We start from the raw sequence: 23,175 nt of genomic DNA, 5'->3' as shown, positions 1-23,175 counted from the left end.
TTCAATCTACACCTTTATCCGTCTTAGTTTAGTATGACAAACACGTTGCCAGTGTAGTATTGGCAACGTGTTTTGCTTTTTTATCACCAGTCGCCGTAAAACCACCCACTTCAAGGGGTGGATATAAGGCGACACAAACTGTCGTAAAAAGCGGTTAAAGGGTTGTATATCAATATTAACCTCGGCATACTAAGTATATGAAAACACTCAAGCTGCGCATCAAAGACAAACACGTAAACCAGCTAAACAAAATAGCTGGCAGTGTTAACTATGCGTGGAACCATGTTAATGACGCGTGGAACTATGTTAATGACGTAAGTTACAAGCACCTACGAAAGACAGGTAGATTCTTTTCAGCCTATGATCTTAACGAATATATCAAAGGTAGTGGTGAGTATTTAGGCTTGCACAGCCAATCTTTGCAAGCCATCAACGAGACTCATGCCAAATCTCGTAAGCAATTTAAAAAAGCCAAACTTAACTGGCGCACCAATCGTCCTGATGCCAAACGCAAAAGCCTAGGCTGGATACCCTTTAAGAAATCTGCCATTAAACACCTAGCCACACGACAAAGCGGTAAAAAAGCACTGAAATCAACGATACAGCTATCGCTCTCTAAGGGTCAAAAGCTCATCATCGATGTATTCGATAGCTACAACCTTAGTCTATATCAAATCAATACGCTTGAGATAGTACAAGACAGCCGTAATCGTTGGTATGCCTGTATCACTGTCAAAGAATACCCAAAACAACCATGTGGAACAGGCAGCGTTGGTATTGATTTAGGCTTAACAGAGTCAGCCACCACCTCAAATGGTGATAAACTGACAATCAAACAAACTCAAAAATGGGCGGATACACTTGCAATCGCTCAACGAGCAAACAATAAAAAGCGAGTCAAAGCGATTCACGCCAAAATAAAAAATTCAAGATTAGATGCAATACACAAATTCATCATCCAATTAGTCAAAGATAATGCCTTAATTGTGGTTGGTGATGTTAAATCACGCTCATTTACCAACAAAAAAACCAAACTAGCTAAATCAACATACGATGCAGGATGGTTTGAATTTAAGCGACAACTGGAATATAAATGCAAGCATGCAGGTTGTCAGTTTGAGATAGTAAATGAGAGTTACACTACCCAGACTTGTTCGCACTGTCGCAAAATAAGCGATAGTAGTCCGAAAGGTAGAGCATCTCTTGGAATAAGAGGATGGATTTGTGCAAAGTGTGGCAGATGGCATAATAGAGATATCAATGCCGCTAAGAACATCCTTGCGGTCGGGCTTGACCGTCTAGCGGTAGGAATCCCCTTTTGCGAGGGGAGGAAGTCAAAAGCGCTATTAAAGTTTAAAAACACTTATGTTATAAATATTAATAAAATATATTTAAGTAACAATTAACAATATCAAGTTAGCAAGCTCAAGTTAGCAAGCCTAAGGTTCAACCATGACAAATGATTATCGCAGTACAACACAGCCTGTTTCTTCGCATAAACTTAGCACAAAAAAAACCACCAAACCTGCAACGGTTTCGCTGATAACCACCATGACAGCGGTCTCTATTTTAGGGTTAACTGGTTTGGGTTTGATCGGCTGCCAGCCTGCTGCAAGTGACAAGGATGCGCATCCGGAGACAGAGCAACAAGCTAACTTAGAGGACAATCAAAGAACGCAAGTTATTGAGGATCTGGCGGGAGTATCGATTAATCAGTTAATTACTTTTGATCCGCAAGAAATCAAACAAGGCGGTGATACGGGTTTGAGTATCACTTCAACAGAGAGTTATTCTAAACCAGCTTCTAATATCACTGCTTCTCGAAAAGGAGATTTCTTTATTGGGAATGCATTTTTTAAACAGCCTTGGGTTGTAGCACCTGCCAGCACAGACAGCCGTGATGGCTTAGGAGCATTATTTAACGTGGCGGCTTGTCAATCTTGTCACATTAAGGATGGCCGTGGTCATGCGCCACTTGATGCCAACGATAGTGCAGATAGCCTATTGATACGTTTGGCCATGCCTGCCACATCAGATGAGCAAAAAGCGCAATTAATAGGTTCAAATATTGAGAAAGTTGCTCATCCAGTCTATGGTGGTCAATTACAAGACAGAGGTATTGAGGGCGTACCAGCCGAAGCCAAGATTGAAGTCAGTTGGCAAGATGTGCCTATGACTTTTGCAGATGGTCATGTCATTACGCTACGCCGTCCAAGCTTTAAGCTAGCCAATCCAGGTTATGGTGACTTTGATCCTGAGTTGATGGTATCACCACGTGTAGCACCACCTATGATAGGTCTGGGCTTATTGGAGTATATTCCAGAGCAAGCTATCACCTCTCAAGCTAAAATACAGAACAAAAACAATGGTGTAAAAGGGAAATATAATTGGGTTACTGATCCAGAAACTGGCAAAAAAAGTTTAGGTAGGTTTGGTTGGAAAGCAGGCCAAACACGCTTGCTTACTCAGAATATGAGTGCTTTTAATGAAGATATGGGGCTAACCTCTCGTATTAGACCTATTGAGTCGTGTACTAAGTACCAGATTGAGTGTTTAAATGCACCCACAGGTGCTGATGATCAAGGAGATGGTTTGCCACCTGTTGAAGTCAGCAATGAGGTTGCAGCCTTTGTCGAATTCTATACGCGTAACTTAGCTGTACCACATCGTCGTAATGCAGATGATGAGGTAGTATTAGCGGGTAAAAAACGTTTCTTTGATATGGGGTGTCAAGACTGTCATACACCACGCTATCAGCTGCCAACAGGAGGTGATGATGGGCAGCTAGAGCAGCATGGACAAATTATTTATCCTTATACAGATATGTTATTGCATGACATGGGAGATGATCTTGCCGATCGCACTATTGCAGGTAAGTTGCCATCAAAAGATGCACAGGTTGAATTCTTAGCAACTTCTTACGATTGGCGTACTCCACCTTTATGGGGAATAGGGTTAGCTCAATCCGTTGACTCACAAGCTACATTTTTACATGATGGTCGTGCTCGTACCTTAATGGAAGCGGTACTATGGCATGGCGGTGAAGCACAAACACATAAACAACAAGTATTAAAGCTTGACAAGAAAGGGCGTGAGGAGCTCGAAGCCTTTTTAAATTCATTATAATAAACGTTTTGAATAGAATGTGATAACGATATAATCTGAACTCAGATGAGTCCTACCTAATATAGAGAATATTTATGAAAAAACATCAACTGGCCGCCATGGTTCTATCCGCATTAAGTGCTGGTATTTTGATCAGTTGTAGCAAGCCTACGGATGAGTCACAAGGGACAACCAAAGAGCAAGCAGCGACGGGTGATACAGTACAAGACATACAGGCGCAAACAGATAGTGCTGACAGCAGTCATGGTAATGCAGTTAAGTCACAAGTAATTCAGGTTGAGGATGCACAGTTAAAAAGTTATTTGAGCCAAGTAGCACAAAATCAGATTATTGCTGATTATGCGCAGGTATTACAGCACAGTCAGGCGCTAAATAAGCTGGCGACGGATAGCTGTCAGGCTGGCTCAGGTGCCGATGCACAGCAACTTGAAGCCTTACGCCAACAGTGGTTAGACTTGGCAAGTGCTTGGGCGCAGGCTGAGATTGTTAACTTTGGTCCAGCGATGGACAGTATGAGTAACTTGTATATTAATTACTTTCCTGATGAGCGTGGTTTGGTACATCAAGGTGTGATAGACCTAATTACTGCTAAGCCAAATTTAACTGCAGAGCAGTTGGCTTCTGAAAGTGCTGTTGTTCAAGGTATTCCTGGCCTAGAGGAAGTGTTGTATAGCAATGACAGATTAACCCAAGCTCAGTGTCAATACGTGATGAGTGCCAGCGAAGCCCTTAGCATGCGCTTAGATCAGGTATTACAGTCTTGGCAAGCGCAATCAGTTGCTTTGTTAGGCGTAACCGATGCAGACAGCAAACCTGGTCTTAATCGTTGGATTAACTCGGTTCTATCTTTGATTGAAACCACCAAAAGCAGCTCACTGGATCAGCCACTTGGGTTAACCGGTAACAAAAAAGGTCACTTACCAGCTCAAGCTGCTGGTCAAAGCCGCACTATTATTAATGCCAAAGTAGAAGCATTAAACAAAGCACTAACAGATCCTGAATTGATTGCAATTTTGGCCGCTGGCGAGCAAGAGGCCGTTGCCGATCGGCTGTCTGGCTTATTAGCACAAACCAGCACCATGCTAGCGGAGCTGCCAGAAGATATTGCTCAAGCTACCCCAGAGCAACAAAAAGCTTTATACGACAAATTAACAGAACTGACACAGCTCATTAAACGTCAATTAATGCCAACCCTTGGTGTACAAGTTGGCTTTAATAGTACGGACGGCGATTAATGCAGAACCGAGCAACAGACAGACAGTCAGCAAGTGACAAGCACAGTATGCAAAAAGATTTGCGGCTGGGACTGAGTACACTGGGGCTGGCAAGTTTAGGCACGGCAGCGTTAGTGTTAGCACACCATTTAGGGCGTAAGCAGTATGATGCCAATGCCCGTTTGGTTGATTATATAGATGGTGTGTTTGATAAGTTGGGCTATGTTCGCAAAGATGGCAGTGCAGCCATTAATCAGGGTGAGGACAACTCAGCATCTGAGCATTCTAGCTTGCAACAGAATATCAGTGTTAGTAGTAGCGCTAAGGTAGCAAATGAGTCTGATAAGCAAAGCCAGACTCATAAGCAAGGCAAGGCTCAAGCCACCCTAGATTCTCAGCTTCGATGGGTGAGTGGCGTCGCAGAGCTACAAACTAATGACTTTGCTGTGGTGGGTATCAATGATCAACGTGATATCGTGTGGCAAACCCCAATGCCAGAACGGGTGCATGACATCGTTATTCAACCTCAGCCTTTAGCAAATCATGGGTTGGTGGAGAAGACAACCGCTAAGAAAATCCAGCATGTGGCGGTAATGGGGCGTCGTCCGAGCGCTTCATTTTGGATATTGCAGGCAGTAGACGGTCAGGTGTTGCATCATATTCAGGCTGCTTCCAATCGACATTTTTATGGTCACGCCTGCTATAGCTTAGATGGCAAATATCTGTATGTGACTGAGAATAACACACAAGACTTTAGTGGTGTGATAGGTGTGTATGAAGTCGCTACTGGCTATCAAAAGCTGACCGAATTTGCCACTCAAGGTATTGGGCCGCATGAGCTGGTGATGCATCCAGATGGTGACACACTGGTAATTGCCAATGGGGGCATTAAGACCGAAAAAGCATCACGGGCAGAGTTAAATATCGACAGCATGCAGCCATCTTTAGTTTATCTTAATCGCCATGATGGTAAGCTCTTACAGCAAGTGTATCCAGCACACAATCAAATGAGTGTACGCCATTTGGCAATGCATCAAAACGGTACTGTCATTATTGGCATTCAGTTTCAAGGTGAGCGTCATCTATCTGTACCTTTGGTACTCACGCATCAGTTGGGGCAAGAAAAACTCACTCCGTTGCTGATACCAAGCTTGGACACCAAGGGTTGGTACAGGTTTCATCACTATATTGCCAGTGTCGCCGTAGATTCTGAGCATAATTTAGTTTGCGCAACCAGTCCGATTGGAGGCTGTGCGGCAGTGTTTGATTTAGATACTGGACTGATGATAGATGGTGTCAATTTACCAGACTGTGCTGGTGTTGCACTATGGTCTGCCGACAGGCTAGCTACTTGTAAGCCACAGTTTTTGGTGAGTGATGGACAGGGGAATTTAACCAGAATTCGTATTGAGGATAGGGGAGGATTACCGCCCAATAATAATATAACTACACCAGCTATAACTATCAATAAAGTGGCTCAAGCCTTTGCGTTTGACAATCATCTTAAGAAGTTAGCAGTACTTTCGTGAGTCAACTTGTAAATCAAAAGGTAGATAGGTTAGATGATGCGACTTCATCGGCGTGATAGACAAGCACAAACCCAGTTAATTTATCAAAACTTGATACAGCTGCTGGCAGAGGCAGATATTGAGCTTAGAATCACACGCAAACGAGTAAAAAATATTAACTTTCGCCTCAAGCCAAATAGATTATCAGTTTCAGCGCCTTATTATGCCGAAGATGAAGATATTATTTTTGCGCTCTCTAAGCGACTGGATTGGGCGATCAACCAGCATGCTGTGTTGCTAAAGCGGCAGCAACTAAAGCAGCAACAAGGTGATACATCAGGTGTGCCGGATAAGAGTAATGCTGAACCCAATCCATTACAGCCAGTTACTTTGTGGGGTAAGCCCCAAGGTTTGGTAATGGGTGAAGCAGAGCGATTAAGCTGGTATCGTCAGGAGTTACAGTCGGTAATACCATCGTTGTTTGCAAAATGGCAGCCAATTGTTGGGGCTTATGCTAATGAGATGCGAATCAAAAAAATGCACACGCGTTGGGGCAGCTGCAATACACGAGCTAAGCGCATTTGGCTATCTGTCTATTTGCCAGCTTATCCCTTTGAGTGTACGGAATATGTCATTGTCCACGAGCTATGCCATTTGCATCAGGCCAATCATAGCCCTGCATTTTGGCATGAGGTTCAGCGTGCTATGCCAGACTATAAGCACTGGCATGGTATACTAGCTGGCAAGCTGGATGTTGTAGATTAGAGGCGGTATAAATCTGTTAGCCCACAAACGAACTCAGTACAAGCTCATAGATATATCCTATTACATAAGTTCAGCTTGCGTATTTAGATTGTCATTTAGAGGACTTTTCTAGCGCCTCTTTAAATATCCTACCTAGTAAGTTGACATCATCGACACGGGCATAGTTTAGGCGAGTAACAAAGGCTATGCGGCGGTGTGGTCCTTTTTCTGCCAAAGGGACACTAGTGACTTCTTTGTTTTGTCGATGTACTTGCGTTAATGCCATTTCTGGAATCAAAGTAGTGCCCATTCCCGCCACTGCCATTTGTATCAAAGTGTTTAGGCTGGCATCGGAAAAGTTGGATTTGAACTCCTCACGGTCAAAAGAGCATACTGACAAAGTATGGTCGGTTAAGCAGTGCCCTTCACCAAGTAGCATTAGATTGGCTTTACTCAAATCATCAGCGCTGATTTTTTGCAGTTGTGCCAATGGATTATTATTAGGGAATATCGCAAAAAAGTCCTCTTGCCAAAACTCAAAGCTGTGCAACCCTTCAATTGCATAAGGCAGAGCTATAATAGCAGTATCTATATGCCCATAACGTACTTGTTCTAACAAGCGCTCAGTTTGGCGTTCGACAACTGTTATACGAAAATTAGGATACTGTGCTTTTAACTCAGGCAATACTTTGGGTAATAAATAAGGTGCAATGGTCGGAATCATGCCAATGCTCATCGGATAAGCTAAGGGCGTTTGATGACTTTGCGCCCGAGTTGTCAGATCATTGATTTCAGAGAAGATTCGACGTGCGCGCACTAAGATCTCTTCTCCGATAGGAGTGATGAGCACTTGTTTATTATTGCGTTCAAAGATTTGAGTATCTAGCTGTTTTTCTAACTCTGCAATACCTAAGCTTAACGCAGATTGTGAAATATTACATTCTTCAGCAGCTCGTTTGAAGTGACGGTGTTTAGCAACCGCAATGGCAAATTCTAACTGTCTTAATGTAATCATAAAGGCTCTCTTAGGTTTTTATGCGTGAATTTTTATAGGAGGAGTATCCGTAGGTGTTTCTATTGTCTGATATATAATAATACATATCTGCTATTAGTGATATATTGAGTATATAACAATAAGTTTATTGATTTATAAAACAAAATGTAACTATAAATGCTTTAAATTAGACCAATCATAAGTTTTTGCTATACTAGCTCATGTAGTCAGCCAGCACATGGCCAATAAAGGTTAATAACAGCCGATATAGGTTAACGTTCTAGCTACATAAAATTACCAGTGACTAGCACAACAACCAAAGTCATATTTTAGTAATTAAGTTATGCTAGATTAGCTTGGCTTGAGTAAGTTTTTAACTATATGGATAGATTTTTTACTATATTAGTTTGTAACTATAAATAGTTAAGCTGTTATGGCGTTACATTCGGCTCAAGTTAGCCTGTTATATACAAGCATGATGCAATGCTAGCGAACAGAACAGATAGTTATACTTTAGTTTAATACTAAAAAGTTTAATACTAAAACCAACCTTTGAACTAACTACAATTAACTACAACAAGGAGCGAAAGCTATGTCATCAATTATCAATCAACAAATCCCTGAGTTTACAACTGAAGCTTTTGTAAATGGTGAGTTCAAAACCATTTCTTCAGATGATGTTAAAGGCAAATGGGCTATCTTTATGTTTTACCCACATGACTTCACATTTGTTTGCCCAACAGAATTAGAAGATATGGCAAATCATTACGAAGAGCTTCAAGGTCTTGGTGTTGAGGTGTATTCAGTTTCTACTGACTCTCATTTCGTACATAAAGCATGGCACGATGCTTCAGAAGCTATCGGTAAAGTAACCTTCCCAATGTTAGGTGATGGTACTGGTAATATTGCTCGTGGCTTTAACGTTTTAATCGAAGAAGAGCACGCTGCTCTACGTGGTACGTTCTTAGTTGACCCAGATGGTGTTGTTAAAGTTGCTGAGATCCATGACTTAGGTATCGGTCGTAGCGCTAAAGATATGGTCCGTAAAGTAAAAGCAGCTCAGTACGTACGTGACAACGACGGTGAAGTTTGTCCAGCAGCTTGGGAGCAAGGCCAAGAAACTTTAAAACCAAGCCTAGACCTAGTAGGTAAAATCTAATAAATCTTTTATAAAGAAATTAGATTAAGTAAGGTAATATACCTTATGTCGTAAAAAGCCTCGCTAACTTAGTTAGCGGGGCTTTTTTTGTATTAGCATTTAATAAGTTAATATCTAACAATTATTAAAGATCGATATCGACAACATTATCGGACTTATCAGCCTGATTGGCTATTTTTTTAGTATCAATCTCTTTGGTTACTTCTAGCACTGTGGTTTGATTGCTTTTATCTAAGTATTTTTGAGCTTTATCCACTTCATGAGTTAAAGCATCGACCGTCGTTTTCATATTATCTAAAGCTTTCACTTTGTAGTCGCTGATCATATCCATGGTTTCATAGATATTATTAAATGCAGTTTGTAGCTTATCTAGTTCAATAGTGCTATTACTGGCCTGCTCATGGATTTCGGTAGATTGGCGCTTCATCATCGCTGAGGTTGACTCAATTAAGCTGCTGGTTGTTTTATTTAATGCACTAATTTGGTCTAATACCAGTTTTTGATTGGTCATGGCTTGAGCGACAACTACTGCGGTGCGTAATGCAGAAACAGTAGTAGTGGTCGCACGATCTACCCCTTTAATCAGCTCTAGGTTGTTTTTGCGAATGGTATCTAAAGCCAGATAGCCTTGCACGTTAACTGCAAGCTGGGTTAAGAAGTCGGTGTTCTTTTGACGCACATAAAACAGCATTTCTTCTTTAATAATACGGGCTTTCTCTGGGTCTGTGGCTTCAATCTGATACACCTTTTGTTCTAACTGCTCATCAATTTTTTTGCCAACATAGATATACTGACGAATCTGCTGCATAAGATTCCACATATTGACTTTTTCTTGCTCAATCATCGCATTGTCTTTAAGTAGCTCATCTTTACCGTTATATAAGCTGGTAACTACTGCGTTGATATGTGACTGAGCTGATTCGTATTGGCGGAAGTAATCCTGTACTTTGTTGCCTAGAGGGATTAAGCCAAATAACTTGCGTGGGCTGGTTAGTTGTTTTTTGCTAGGATCTAAGTCTTCGACAATACCGCGTAGTTCAGTGAGTGATTTTGCGATAGGTGAATTATCAAATAAGCCTTTATCCAAGCTTTTAGCTGGCATATCAAGCATACGATTGGATACTTGTGCTGATTCGCGAATTTCTTTGTTACCTAGGTTATGGATGGACTGTACATTCTGTTTAAACTCATCGCTTTGTACTGGGTTGGTTAGCACATGCTCTACAAAGGCATCGACTTTGGCGTCCAATTCGGGGATTTGGGTGGGGTCAAGCTTCACCATTTGGTCGGCTTCACTGGCTGGCACTTCTTTTACTGGCTCTGGCGGTGTTAAGGTGATAGAGGGGGCGTTGGTGTTTTCTGGTGGGGTAAGTTCTTGCATACTGTTTCCTTGTTGTTCTATTTAAAAATTCAAAATAAGCCGTAATAAAAAATAACTGATGGTTAGGGGCTGTATAGAATTCATTCAGTCCTAGTAGATGAATTCTATACAGCCCCTAGTTTAATAAGTTTTAAATTAGGTATGATTTATATGTTTATGTGCTTTGATTGTCATGTACTTTGCTTTAAATCTATTTTATTTCTAATGTACCTTATTTTTAATGTACCTTAATTAGTGACTAAAACCCAAGAGTGAAAGCGTAAATATATTTAATAGTAAAAAACCACCAATCTGCAATTGCAAATTGGTGGTGCTATTTTATAACTGCAGATTGGATACTGTTTAAGGGCTGATAAGTCAAATTGACAGATCAACAAGCCATCTAAAACGGATTACTTTTTGCGTGTTGGGCCAAGTAGCATCCCCATCTGGCGACCTTCCATCTTAGGTGGTTGTTCGACATTTGAGATATCAGATGTATCTTCAATGATACGATTCAGCTGCTGTAAGCCAAGCTCTTGGTGAGCCATTTCACGGCCACGGAAGCGAATGGTTACTTTCACTTTGTCCTGATCTTCTAGGAAGCTGATGATTTTACGCAGTTTAACCTGGTAATCTGCTTCATCAGTGCTAGGACGCAGCTTCATCTCTTTTAGCTGAGTTTGTTTTTGGTTTTTCTTAGCTTCTTTTGCCTTTTGTTTTTGGTCATACAGATAACGCTTGTAGTCCATAACTTTACAGACAGGCGGTTTGGCGTTCGGTACCAATTCAACCAAATCTAGATTGTCATCACGAGCCGCTTTAAGGGCAGTGTCAATATCGACTATACCCATTTGTTCGCCGTCTTCTTTAACTAAGCGAACTTCTTTTTGCTGAATCTCTTCGTTGATGTTCAAACGGTTTGACTGTTTAATAGGTAATACTCCTCATCAGTTTTGGGTTTTTGAAAGACTAAACTCGTCCCTTTTGGGCGATTGCTTTCTGCACTAATTCAATAAAGTCGGTCACAGACATCACGCCAAGGTTTTCCCCTTCACGTGTACGCACGTTAACTTGTCCTGACTCAACTTCTTTATCCCCTAATACTAGCATATAGGGGATACGTTCTAATGTTCTTTCTCGTATCTTAAATCCAATTTTTTCATTACGCAAGTCACTAATGACACGTAACCCTGCATTTTGCAGTTCACTGACTACATTTTCACAAGCTTCACGCTGTTTGTCAGTGATATTCATCACCACCACTTGCTGTGGTGACAGCCATACGGGTAACCAACCAGCATAGTGCTCAATTAACATACCGATAAAGCGCTCAAATGACCCTAAGATAGCACGGTGCAACATAACTGGTACGTCACGCTCGCCTTGCTCATTAATATAGTGGGCTTCCAAGCGATTAGGTAAGTTGAAGTCTAATTGTAGTGTACCACACTGCCAGACACGACCAATCGAGTCACGTAAGCTAAATTCAATTTTTGGGCCATAAAATGCACCTTCGCCTTCTTGCAATTCCCATTCAAGTCCAGCAGCATCTAAGGCATCAGCCAACGACTTCTCAGCAGCGTCCCACAGATCATCAGCACCAACACGCTTTTCAGGGCGAGTTGATAGCTTCATTTCGATGTTATCAAAGCCAAAGTCTTTATATACATCAAGCGTCAGCTTAATAAAGTCTGAAGCTTCTTTTCCAATTTGTGCATTGGTACAGAAAATATGCGCATCATCTTGAGTAAAGCCACGCACACGCATGATGCCATGCAAGGCACCAGAAGGCTCATTACGGTGGCACGAGCCAAACTCTGCTAGACGTAGAGGCAAGTCACGATATGAGCGCAAACCTTGATTGAACACTTGCACGTGGCAAGGACAGTTCATCGGCTTAATGGCATAATCACGGTTTTCACTACTGGTAGTAAACATGTTTTCAGCATAGTTATCCCAGTGACCTGACTTTTCCCACAAGCTTCTATCCACAATTTGTGGTGTTTTGATTTCTTTATAGCCATTATCTTGTTGTACTTTACGCATGTATTGCTCAAGTACTTGATAAATGGTCCAACCATTTGGATGCCAGAACACCATGCCTGGGGCTTGCTCTTGCAAATGGAACAAATCAAGCGCTTTACCGATCTTACGGTGATCTCGTTTCTCCGCTTCTTCAATACGCTGGATATAAGCTTTTAGATCTTTTTTATCCGCCCAGGCTGTACCATAAATACGTTGTAGCTGCTCATTTTTGGCATCACCACGCCAATAAGCACCACTCATCTTCATCAGTTTGAATACTTTTAAGAAGCGGGTATTTGGCACGTGTGGACCACGGCACATGTCGACATATTCTTGATGATGATATAGACCCAGCTCTTTTTCCTCTGGCATATCTTCAATCAGTTTTAGCTTATAGTCCTCACCACGCTCTTCAAAGATTTTAATCGCTTCATCACGTGGGGTCATTTTTTTGATGACATCGTAGTTTTGCTTAATCAACTCAGCCATACGCTTTTCAATCGCCGCCATATCATCAGGGGTAAATGGCTTTTCGCTATAAATGTCATAATAAAACCCATCTTCAATGACAGGACCGATGACCATTTTTACATTTGGGTATAATTGTTTAACTGCATGACCAAGCAAATGCGCGGTAGAGTGACGGATAATGTCTAAGCCATCTTGCTCTCTAGCGGTCACAATTTCGACGCTAGCATCTTGGGTAATTGGATCACAAGCATCGACTAGCTTGCCATCCACACGCCCAGCAATCGTCGCTTTTGCAAGACCAGGACCAATACTTTGGGCCACTTGCATAACTGTTGTCGCACCGTCAAATTCTTTGACACTGCCATCAGGTAGAGTAATTGCAACCATAATCTCAAATCCAAATAATCGAAAACGCAAATAAAAAAATCATCATTGAAGTTAGCTGATGATAATAAGAATAATTGTGATGATAAATAAGAAATACAACCGTCAGATTAAATTTTAACAGAAAAAACCGACCAATATAGTCAGCTAATCAGATTGTCATTGTCTATATTATAAAGGAATTTAAAGTAGTTTTTATAGTGAATCCGTCATCACCTCACAATAACTACCAAAAACCGTTTAAATTTACTAAAATTTTACACCATTATTAGCATTTTTTAGTAGCTATTCCTGCTTTTCGTTACTATCTTGGTTTGCACTGAGGCGTACGCTAATGGCAACTGCCGTTCCTGCGCTACGATACCGTCATTTGCCAAGCGCACGCAACTCAGTGCTGCACCAAGTATATCCACTTCAATCAGGGCTAAACCGCACCCATGGCCACACTCAAACCCATAATGAACCACCACCCACCCAAACCATAACTCACACAAGGCTTTGCTCCCTTCTTTTCCTTTAGCCAAGCAAAGCTTGACTCTTGCGAAGCTAAAAAGCTCTCCCAGAGCTTTTATTAACGCTTCTCAAGGCTGGGGATGGATTTACTTTTAACGCCTCTCACCTCTGAGAGTTATTTTTTCTTTACCTATCAACCAAGCACAACTTAACTCCTGCTCAGTTAAAAGATTTTCTCAGCTCTTTTCGTCACGCTTACCAACATTATCAACATAAAACTTAGCCTAATAGGCTAAAAAATATAATAAAAAATAATATATAAATCAAATAGGTATTAGATATTAAGGCTGGCTTTTTTAATAAAAACCAGATAAAGACCTGCATTAACAGAACGATAATCAGCGTGTTACATAAGAAAAAATTAATAAAAAGTTTAAAAATTTAGTATACAATTGTTAAAACTTCATGTAGATTATGCACCAAAGTTATCGTTTTTTATCATTCAAGATTTATAGCACTAATTTAAAAAATTTTATGGTTAATTTAAAAAGTATGACAGCAGTTATACATGTAAAGGAAGACAGTATGAAAAGGCTAATAGGTTCACTATCATTAGTAACACTAGGCGCTGCAATGAGCGTTTCAGCACAAGCAGCGATGCATTACGATTCTCATGGTAATGTGGGTTATGACACGTTAGCAGAGTGCCGTAACTCAATCGAAACAGGCACAGCAAAATTTTATCAGTCCAGCACTTTTCATAAGCCGATGTTACGTGGTAATGAAATCGCTGTGCATACAGGCCGCTTAGGTGACTTAGCGCCACAATATAGCAAAGGTACGTGTGATATCGGCACGGGTCGTCGTGGTGGTCGTGATGGCGTTGCCAAAGCCCTTCAAGGTAAATATATTCCATATTCACCAGATATGGAGATCAACCAGTACACCAATGCCTCAGGTGATATCGTTCGTGTTTCTATGAAGCAGTGTGATAACTGGTTTAGTGGTAACTTTCCTGAAGGTATGCCAGTAGCAGCCAAGCCTGAACCAATTATGCAGCCAGCGCCACAGCCAACGCCAACTGTTCAGCCTGAGCCAATTGCCGTTCAGCCTGCACCGCCACAGCCAGTAGCGACCGCACCAGTTACGACGCCAAGCCCAACATCAGCAGTTGGCGCAGCAGCCGGAACCATCCCAACTTGGGTACCTGTCGCAGCTGGTGTGATCGGTGTTGCCGTATTAGCGGCCTCTGGTGGCTCAAGCTCAAGCTCAATTGGAACAACGGGTACCACAGGTACGACTAAATAGCTATTGATCCTATCTTTGAATCCAACAAAATACCTTAAGTTGTTAAATTTAAGGTATTTTTCTATATCAGTTTATTGTTCACTATAAAAAAGCGTGCGTCATAAACGTTGAAAATTGAATCATTTTAAACACTGAATCATTTAAAGCTAAGAATAAAGCTGAAAAATTAAAAAGTTGAAAAGAAGATGCAAAAAAAGAAAGGATTCTCTAAATATCAGCGACAAATGCTCGGAGCGATCACTGTCGGCAGTATCTTAGGATTAACTGCTTGTCAGTCGACAACAGGATGTGTCGCAGAACAGAGCAAATGCTTTAACCCGCCCAAAGCACTATTCAAAGACAAAACCCCACCACCTGCATTAAACCCACAGTTTAACTACATTAAGCTGATCATGAATGGTCAAACACTTTGGTTGGCACAGGGTGTAACACAGCAGTGGCCAGTGGCAAATACGCAAGTATTTTATAGCTCAGATCGTTCTGTATTTAAATGGGCGAATGGCCGACTAATAGCCGTTACCACACCTTTGATAGATTGGCGTGAGCATCTGCCTCAAGCTATTAACTGGCCGGCACAAAAGCCATTTCAATTTCAGCGTTATGTTGATCGAATTGAAGGTATTTTGGCTTTGCCAGAGTTTAGGGAGGTCAATGAGAGCTTACCACCTGCGCATCATAGCTATGTTGGTGATGAGGCCAATTTGGTCTGGGTGCATGAGTATAGCGTACATCAGAAAGCAGATACTCAATCTTATAGATCCCAAGCCGATATACCTTCTAAAGCCTCCAAGTTATTACAGCAATTAACAGGCACAAGTAAAAGTAATCAGGCTTATGCCAGCTTTGATGCTTGGTATGCGTTTGAATTTCAAAATATGAAAACCCCTGTTTATGGACAACAATGTATTTCCAAACAATACTGTCTGTCTTGGCAAGTATGGAACACATTATAATGTCAAAAAATATCGCAAAAGCGAACACCACCGTCTCTAGTGCCAACAGCGCCAATTCTGTGACAACAGCGACAGCCTCTGGTTTAGAAGGTGCATCACAATATCAAATGTCAGCGCGTCAAACCGCACAGTTTAAAGTTAAATATCTGGTGATTGCGTTAGTGTCAAGCTTAACGCTGTCTGCTTATGCCAATGATGCCAACACCAGCGCCAACAACGCTTTAGCAAATACCTCTATAACAACAAATACCGCAACAACCCTATCAGCGCCTGAAGGTGAAAGAATGGGGGAGTGGTTAAGTCAACAGTTAGACCAGGTGTTTGTTTCTTATGCCAATGCTGATGCTATGGGCAATGCTACTATAAAAGACAGCCTCTATTATGAGCCAGCGCTTGCTTGGGAAGCACATGTCGAAGTGGCTCCACAGCAGGCACAGCGTGAAAACCTAAACTTACAGTTAACCCAATTTATTGCCAATCAGCCAATTTATCACACTTCTGGCAATCGGGTAACCAATGCGATTAACAATGGCATCAGTAGTACAAAAAACAAGGTCAACACTCAAATAAGCCGACACATTACAGGTAACGATAATAACCGTGCCAGTGTGACAGCATTACAGCAGTGGCTTGCGAGCCTACCTGCTACCGGACGGGTGGTGTTACCTAAGCAGGATGCCAGTTATTTACAGGTCAACCCAGAAGTTGATCCCGTATTCAAAAAAAATGACAAAGTTGTTTTACATCAACAGCCGCATACAGTTACGGTGCTGTTTGATGATGCTTCTGCTTGTCGAGTGAGCTATCAAGCAGGTGTTCGAGCAAAAGATTATATCGCTGAATGTCAGCTTAAGCTGCAGAAGAAGTTTGTGTCAGATGAGGCCTACCTTATTTCAGCAGACGGCAGTGTTGAGCGTTTGACAATAGGCAATTGGAATCAACAGCAACAACAAGCACCAGCTCCAGGTTCTTGGCTATGGGTGCCCAGTGCCTCCAATAAATGGCCAGAACAACTGGCACAATCTGTTGCTCAGTTTATTGGCACACAAGGCGTAGATTTGCTGTTGCCATTTGGGCAAGATGAAACCCCATTAACCTTGTCGCAAGCCCAGCTAGAAACGGCGCGTGATCTGCCAGTTACTCCAAGTGATTGGGGTATAACTGGTCTCCTTCAGACACCGACAGCAAGGATGCAAGAAGCGGGTAACTTAACTGCACATGTGTCCCATGTAGATCCTTATACTCAATACAATATTGTTTTACAGCCATTTGATCGTCTTGAGACTGTGGTGAGATATACCAGTATTTCTGGTGTTTCTTACGGTCCTGTAAGTCCTAACCAAGATCTAAAAGATAAATCGTTAGATGTTAAGTTAAAGCTTCTCAATGAAAGCAAGTGGGTGCCACAGTTGGCTGTTGGTTGGCGTGATCCTGCTGGCACAGGCCTGTTCGATGGGGAGTATTTAGTAGCCAATAAGCGCTATGGTGACTTTGATTTTAGCTTAGGGATGGGTTGGGGTTATCTAGGCGCGCGAGGTGATTTAAAAAATCCACTAGGCATTATTGATAACCGCTTTAAAGACAGAGTTGCTGCCAAGCGTGGGCAAGGCGGTGATGTTAGTCCAAAATCTTGGTTCACTGGAAAAGCATCTGTCTTCGGTGGTGTGCAATGGCATAGCCCGTATGATCCTTTAACTGTTAAAGTCGAATACGATGGCAATGACTATCAATCGGAGCCACATTCTAATAAAAACCATAACCCAAAAGACTTCCCAGTTAACGTTGGCGTTACTTGGCAAGATAAAAAAAGAGGATTGGTTCTGAGCGGCGGACTGGAGCGTGGCGACACCTTAATGCTAGGCGTCAGCTTGCAAGGCGATATGTCAGGCTTAGGTCGTGTGAAGCCTAAGGCACAACAAACTCAGTATGTTGAAAGCTTACCCAAAACCAGTTATTCAAGCTTAAGTTATAAAGCTGACTTCACCCCCAGTGTCAGCGGTAAGTGGGGTGATACGATTACTGAATGGGTTGATAAGAGTAAGCATCAGCTTAACTTAAATCAGAACCGTTGGGGCCAACCCAATATTGGTCGTGATTTAACCGAGTCAGCGAAAATCGAGCTGTCAAAAAATGCGCCCTTGTTGAATGCCTTCTCACAAGCGACAGGTTGGCGTGCGACAGATTTAGCTTTTGAAAATGATCGAGTTTTTATTAATGTCGACGATTACGGCGGTGTCTTTATTAAAGAACGCTTAAAGCAGGGCATGGAGATATTGCGTCAAGGGTTACCGGCAGATATTAGTCTGGTGCAGATACAAGTCTCGCGTTATGGAGAGCCGGTTAGTGTGTTTAACATTGACCCAGCTACTTGGCAAGAGCAATACTTACAGCTGACTCCACCTTCTCAGCGTATTGAGCAGCCGGTTGCTATTACTTCAGCGGCACAGAGCTATCAGCCCAATACGGACAAGCTGATAGCCCATGTAGATGTTCCAAAAGCCAGCTTAAGTATCTTCCCAAGTGTCAGTCAAAGTATTGGTGGCCCAGATGGCTATTTGTACGGTATTTTTGCCAATGCCAGTGCCGACTATCGACTGTGGCAGGGCGCTTGGATCAGTGGCCAAGCACAGCTACGCTTGTTGGATAACTATGACAAGTTTAGCTACACCGCAGACAGTAAATTGCCACGTGTACGTACTCATGTTGGTGAGTATATGACCAATTCACGCATCTTAATGCCAAATTTACAGCTGAACCAATTTAAGTCATTTGGCAATAACTTGTACGGTATGGCTTACGCTGGTTATCTTGAGTCTATGTATGCTGGTGTTGGTGGCGAGTTACTGTATCGTAAGCCTAATCAACCTTGGGCGGTTGGTATTGACTTAAACCGCGTCCGCAAGCGCGACTTCGACCAACATTTCGGCTTTAGAGATTACGAAGTCAACACCGGTCATGTCAGTTTATATTGGGATACCCCTTTATATGACATCGACATGAAACTGTCGGCCGGCCAATACCTAGCCGGTGACAAAGGTGCGACGCTTGATTTATCACGCACCTTTGGCAACGGTGTCAAAATGGGAGGCTGGCTCACTAAAACCAATGTGTCAGCTGAAGAGTTTGGTGAGGGTAGTATGGACAAAGGCGTCTATGTTTCTATTCCACTAGATACCTTGTTCCCACAATGGACATCGGGGCAGACCAGCCTAGTGTATCAGCCGCTCATCCGTGATGGTGGTGCTAAGTTACAGCGTCGATATAATTTATATGACTTCACCTCATCATTAGATAATGCTGCTTTAGAAAAACAAAATCCTATGGAGCATTATTAGCCATCTTTTAATGCCTTTTCTCCCTGAACGGTTTGTCAAAATCAGTTAACACACACGATTTTAACAAACAAAATAAGGAGTAAAGGTTATTAAATTAGCTGAGAAATGGCGTTTTTAAAACAGCTTTAATCTGTCCAGAAAACTAGGACAGTCCAATAAATAAAGTGACTAAAAATGCCACCACTGCCAAGGTGTATAAGCCATAGCGAACGCCATTGCCAACATGGTAGTGCATATCATGTAAAATGTAATACAGGCGATGCGCACCGTGCCACATAAATAAGAAAACCAGCACTGAAAATGCAACTAAAAAGAACCAATGATTTATCCAGTAGTGTGCATTTTCATAAAAGCTGTCGGGACTGCCCAATACACCAAATGGCAGCAAAATACAAATAACCACAATCATCGGTGCTAAAGCCAAAGCTGCTGCGGTGCCACCACCAGAAAATATACCCCAAAAAATAGGCTTTAAGTGCTTATTGCTCATGATGCTTCCTTTTTAATACGCATGCTTAATTGTCATTAAGCGATTAATGAACCGAAGGTGATGCCAGTGCCTAAACCAAGGCATAGATGACAAAAAATACAAAAAGAGATATGACAGCAAAAGCAATCCAACTGCCAGTAATCATTTTGCTGTCTTCAACAAAACGCTCTCCAACTTGGATGGGCATGGCTTTTGGCATGGCTTTAAACCATTCAACCGTATTGAATAGTGCCGCAACTATGGCGATTAGATTAAGGACAACCACAATAGGGTTGCGCTGGAAATTAATCCAAGTTGTCCATGCATCAGCAGAGCTGGCAAGGGCAGCAATACACCAAAAGAAATTAAGCGCAGCCAGCATCACAGGGATGCAGGTTAACTCACGTAGCATATATTTTTTGTAGAAGGGAGTCTGTGTATACCAGTTATCTGACTGCTTTGTAATGTAAGGTTTTCTAGCCATGATTAAGACTCCTTTTATTGACTGTCTTTGCTAAATAGGTCCATTGCCCAATAGCCAACGCCTTGAGCTTTAGCTTGTTGGATAGCGCCGGCAGGATCAACGTGCTTAGGACATACCTCGGAACAGTATCCGACAAAGGTACAAGGCCAGATTCCATCTTCTTCATTGAGCATTTTAAAGCGTATTTTTGCGCCATCATCTCGGCTATCAAGGTTGTAACGATGTGCCAAGGCAGATGCAGCAGGACCCAAGAAGTCTGCATTTAGACCGACTTGAGGGCAGGCTTGATAGCAAAGCATGCAGTTAATACACATGGTATACTTTTTATATTTAGCAAGCTGTTTTGGCGTTTGAAGATACTCTTTATCGCTCAATGCTCGTGGGTTTTTGCTGATAATATAAGGACTTACAGACTCTAGTTTTTCAATAAAAGGCTGGGTATCCACAATCAGGTCCTTTTCAATTGGGAAATTATCCATCGCACCGATGACAATCTCACCTGTTCCTCCATTTTGCGGAACATAATCACGCACAAAAGTAGAGCAGGCAAGCTTAGGCACGCCATTAATCACCATGCCACAAGAGCCGCAGACTTCCATTCGACATGACCAACGATAGGCCAGTTCAGGGCGTAAATCATCTTTAATGACACCTAAAGCGTCCAAAATAGACATATCGTATGTCCATGCAATATCGAAGGTTTCAGGCCAAGGCTTATCATCTTGAGCAGGGCGATAACGCATCACTGTGATTTTGATATGACCACTGTGAGCCATTTGTTTTGTTCCCATTTCTGTTTGAGAGCGGGGCTTATGCATCTTTGGCTGGCTACTCATATTAGTTGTCTCCTCCGGCATCACCGGCAGCGCCATAAGCGCGCGTGGCGGGTTGTGACTTAGTGATTAACACATCACTATATTCAATGGTCGGTTCAGCACCTGATTGGTAAAAGGCAAGAGAGTGTTTTAGATAGTGCTCGTCATCACGCTCTGGGTAGTCTAGGCGTTGATGTGAACCGCGTGACTCTTTGCGAGCGCTGGCGCTATAAATCATGCTTTCTGCCACGTCTAATAAATAGCTAAGCTCAATGGTAGTCAGCCAGTCAGTGTTAAACGTGGTACTGTGATCAGTGACTTTCACATTTTTATAGCGCTGTTTGAGTTGTTTAATACCGGCTATGGCAGCTTGCGAATGCTCTGCGCTGCGATAAATCCCGACATTTTCTTCCATTAGTCTGCCTAAGTCATTGCGAATATCAGCAGGTTTTTCTGTACCATCGGTACGGTTTAGCAGTTCAGCATAGGGTTTAAAAGCCTGTTCAGCCAGTTGCGTAAACTGTGCAGATGAGATCGCCAGACTATCTTGCTGAGCCGTTTTTTTGATATGGGACAATGCATTTTCACCAGCAACTTTACCGAATACGCACAACTCACTTAACGAGTTGGAACCTAAGCGGTTAGCACCATGCAGGCCAACTGACGCGCATTCACCAACAGCGAATAATCCTGGAATACGGGTCTGGCAGTGGCGATCAGTTTCAATGCCGCCCATGGTGTAGTGAACAGTGGCACGTACAGGAATCGGCTCATAAACTGGATCAACACCGACAAATTTCTGCGCCAAAGAACGAATAAAAGGTAGGCGTTCATTAATATGTGCTTCACCCAAATGGCGAAGGTCGAGATATACAGCAGGACCTCTGGAGGTATCTACTGTTCGGCCAGCCTTCCACTCATGATAAAACGCTTGTGACAGTCTGTCACGCGGACCCAGTTCCATGTACTTGTTTTTGGGTTCACCGATGGGCGTTTCAGGACCAAGGCCATAATCTTGTAGATAGCGATAACCGTCTTTATTAATTAATATACCGCCCTCGCCACGACAGCCTTCTGTCATTAAAATACCAGATCCGGGTAGTCCGGTAGGGTGATATTGGACAAATTCCATGTCACGTAAGGGCACACCATGACGATAAGCCAAAGCCATACCGTCACCAGTGACAATACCGCCATTAGTATTAAAGGCATAGACACGACCAGCACCACCAGTTGCAATAATAACGCTTTTGGCTTGTATACCGATCGTTTGTCCATTTAATAGGTCATAGCAAATCACCCCTTGCAGCTGCTTGTCAGCAGGGTCATGGCTAGCGCCTTCACTGACAACTATGTCTAGGACAAAGTGCTCATCTAAGCGTTTGATATTTGGATATTGCATAGAGGTTTGAAATAAGGTGTGCAGGATGTGGAATCCTGTTTTGTCTGAAGCAAACCAGGTGCGTGGAATTTTCATACCACCAAAGCGACGCACATTCGCACGCCCATTTGGTAAGCGCGACCACGGACAACCCCAATGTTCAAGCTGAATCATCTCTTCAGTCGCATGCTCGACAAAGTACTCAACCACATCTTGTTCACACAGCCAGTCTCCACCAGAAACTGTATCATTAAAGTGATTTTCCAACGAATCATCATCACGCACCACCCCAGCAGCGCCTCCCTCAGCAGCTACGGTATGACTACGCATCGGATAAACCTTAGAAATTAAAGTCACCTCAACATCAGGCGCACCACGGGCAATCTCAATAGCCGCACGAAGTCCAGCACCACCAGCGCCAACGATTGCTATATCTGTTTTTATGGTTTGCATATGGCCCTCTTAGATGAAGAATGTTATTTCTTTATTGTAGCAAAGCCATGGTCAGATTGTGGTTTAAAATTAGTTAAAATGTGAATTAAGGGTTTATCGATTCAAATTGCAATGTTGTAAAGATCTGACGGTGGCAATGATAATTTGGGGCGCTCCAAAAACCCAACAAAAACCCAACAAAAAGCAAATAAATCAAAAAAAGCCCGAATAAAGGCTTGACACTCATCATAAACCCTATATAATACGCCCCTGTTCAGTCAGAAGCGCAGAAGTTAGATAATAAAAGCCTAGTAAAAACAGACACTTACTTGGTACCGACGGAAGGCTGGGTTTAATGGAGTAGATAATTATTAGGAACGAGTTGTTCAGGCAACAAATTTCAAATAAAACGAAACAAACCCTTGACAAACAAAATAAAGCGTCTATAATACGCACCTTATCGGAACAACGAAATCGATTGTGAGATTGATTAAGAGATTTTGATAACGGAATTAAAGGTTTAAGTTCAAATAAAAGAATTTAAACCAACCAAAAAA

General features: G+C 42.3%; 17 protein-coding genes. 9 read left to right on the top strand and 8 right to left on the bottom strand.

The features are described 5' to 3' along the window. The first annotated feature begins 197 nt into the window (after positions 1 to 197). From H140_RS0109680 to H140_RS0109660, 5 genes are all read left to right on the top strand, one after another. Positions 198 to 1,406 carry an RNA-guided endonuclease InsQ/TnpB family protein gene (locus H140_RS0109680; RefSeq protein ID WP_019673455.1) on the top strand — a complete coding sequence of 403 codons (1,209 nt, stop codon included), beginning with the start codon at positions 198 to 200 and terminating at the stop codon, positions 1,404 to 1,406. Between the two features lie 46 nt (positions 1,407 to 1,452). After that, complete coding sequence (locus H140_RS0109675; protein WP_019673454.1) at positions 1,453 to 3,126, top strand: di-heme oxidoreductase family protein; 1,674 nt, start codon at positions 1,453 to 1,455, stop codon at positions 3,124 to 3,126. A 74-nt stretch (positions 3,127 to 3,200) separates the two neighbouring features. Next, entirely contained in the window at positions 3,201 to 4,361 is a 1,161-nt protein-coding gene (locus H140_RS0109670) for an imelysin family protein (RefSeq protein ID WP_019673453.1), read from the top strand. Continuing rightward, positions 4,361 to 5,869 (top strand): DUF1513 domain-containing protein, encoded by a 1,509-nt coding sequence (locus tag H140_RS0109665; protein WP_019673452.1) that lies wholly within the window; start codon positions 4,361 to 4,363, stop codon positions 5,867 to 5,869. The genes H140_RS0109670 and H140_RS0109665 overlap by 1 nt, the downstream gene beginning before the upstream one ends. Before the next feature lie 33 nt (positions 5,870 to 5,902). After that, on the top strand, positions 5,903 to 6,613 hold the full coding sequence (locus H140_RS0109660; RefSeq protein WP_227672884.1) for a M48 family metallopeptidase: 711 nt from the start codon (positions 5,903 to 5,905) through the stop codon (positions 6,611 to 6,613). Positions 6,614 to 6,704: 91 nt separating this feature from the next. On the opposite strand, the gene H140_RS0109655 is transcribed toward H140_RS0109660, so the two are convergent. Then, entirely contained in the window at positions 6,705 to 7,607 is a 903-nt protein-coding gene (locus H140_RS0109655; RefSeq protein ID WP_019673450.1) for a hydrogen peroxide-inducible genes activator, read from the bottom strand. Between the two features lie 571 nt (positions 7,608 to 8,178). Here H140_RS0109655 and ahpC point away from each other — a divergent pair. Then, a complete protein-coding gene (gene ahpC, locus H140_RS0109650) occupies positions 8,179 to 8,745 on the top strand; it encodes an alkyl hydroperoxide reductase subunit C (RefSeq protein ID WP_019673449.1) in 567 nt (188 codons plus the stop codon). Positions 8,746 to 8,869: 124 nt separating this feature from the next. On the opposite strand, the gene H140_RS0109645 is transcribed toward ahpC, so the two are convergent. From H140_RS0109645 to thrS, 3 genes are all read right to left on the bottom strand, one after another. After that, the gene (locus H140_RS0109645) at positions 8,870 to 10,126 is read right to left on the bottom strand and encodes a toxic anion resistance protein (protein WP_019673448.1); all 1,257 of its coding nucleotides are present in this window, start codon (positions 10,124 to 10,126) and stop codon (positions 8,870 to 8,872) included. A gap of 392 nt (positions 10,127 to 10,518) precedes the next feature. Next, positions 10,519 to 11,022: a translation initiation factor IF-3 gene (gene infC / locus H140_RS0109640; RefSeq protein WP_019673447.1), complete on the bottom strand. Its 504-nt coding sequence runs from the start codon at positions 11,020 to 11,022 to the stop codon at positions 10,519 to 10,521. Positions 11,023 to 11,077: 55 nt separating this feature from the next. Continuing rightward, on the bottom strand, positions 11,078 to 12,991 hold the full coding sequence (gene thrS, locus H140_RS0109635; protein WP_019673446.1) for a threonine--tRNA ligase: 1,914 nt from the start codon (positions 12,989 to 12,991) through the stop codon (positions 11,078 to 11,080). A 1,035-nt stretch (positions 12,992 to 14,026) separates the two neighbouring features. Between thrS and H140_RS0109630 the strand changes: the two genes are divergently transcribed. The 3 genes from H140_RS0109630 to H140_RS0109620 all read left to right on the top strand — a co-directional run bounded on the left by H140_RS0109630 (position 14,027) and on the right by H140_RS0109620 (position 19,037). Next, a complete protein-coding gene (locus tag H140_RS0109630; protein WP_019673445.1) occupies positions 14,027 to 14,749 on the top strand; it encodes a hypothetical protein in 723 nt (240 codons plus the stop codon). 185 nt (positions 14,750 to 14,934) lie between these two features. After that, the gene (locus tag H140_RS0109625; protein WP_156819147.1) at positions 14,935 to 15,702 is read left to right on the top strand and encodes a hypothetical protein; all 768 of its coding nucleotides are present in this window, start codon (positions 14,935 to 14,937) and stop codon (positions 15,700 to 15,702) included. Then, the gene (locus H140_RS0109620; protein ID WP_019673443.1) at positions 15,702 to 19,037 is read left to right on the top strand and encodes a YjbH domain-containing protein; all 3,336 of its coding nucleotides are present in this window, start codon (positions 15,702 to 15,704) and stop codon (positions 19,035 to 19,037) included. Before H140_RS0109625 ends, H140_RS0109620 begins: the two co-directional genes overlap by 1 nt. Positions 19,038 to 19,179: 142 nt before the next feature. On the opposite strand, the gene frdD is transcribed toward H140_RS0109620, so the two are convergent. The 4 genes from frdD to frdA all read right to left on the bottom strand — a co-directional run bounded on the left by frdD (position 19,180) and on the right by frdA (position 22,639). Next, complete coding sequence (gene frdD / locus H140_RS0109615; protein ID WP_019673442.1) at positions 19,180 to 19,527, bottom strand: fumarate reductase subunit FrdD; 348 nt, start codon at positions 19,525 to 19,527, stop codon at positions 19,180 to 19,182. A 70-nt stretch (positions 19,528 to 19,597) separates the two neighbouring features. Further along, positions 19,598 to 19,990 (bottom strand): fumarate reductase subunit C, encoded by a 393-nt coding sequence (locus H140_RS0109610; RefSeq protein WP_019673441.1) that lies wholly within the window; start codon positions 19,988 to 19,990, stop codon positions 19,598 to 19,600. Between the two features lie 14 nt (positions 19,991 to 20,004). After that, positions 20,005 to 20,826 carry a succinate dehydrogenase/fumarate reductase iron-sulfur subunit gene (locus tag H140_RS0109605; protein WP_019673440.1) on the bottom strand — a complete coding sequence of 274 codons (822 nt, stop codon included), beginning with the start codon at positions 20,824 to 20,826 and terminating at the stop codon, positions 20,005 to 20,007. 1 nt (position 20,827) lies between these two features. Beyond that, positions 20,828 to 22,639: a fumarate reductase (quinol) flavoprotein subunit gene (gene frdA, locus H140_RS0109600; protein WP_019673439.1), complete on the bottom strand. Its 1,812-nt coding sequence runs from the start codon at positions 22,637 to 22,639 to the stop codon at positions 20,828 to 20,830. Between the last annotated feature and the right edge of the window lie 536 nt (positions 22,640 to 23,175).

Source organism: Psychrobacter lutiphocae DSM 21542, assembly GCF_000382145.1.
GTDB lineage: Bacteria > Pseudomonadota > Gammaproteobacteria > Pseudomonadales > Moraxellaceae > Psychrobacter > Psychrobacter lutiphocae.
This window is presented reverse-complemented; position numbering and strand designations above follow the sequence as displayed.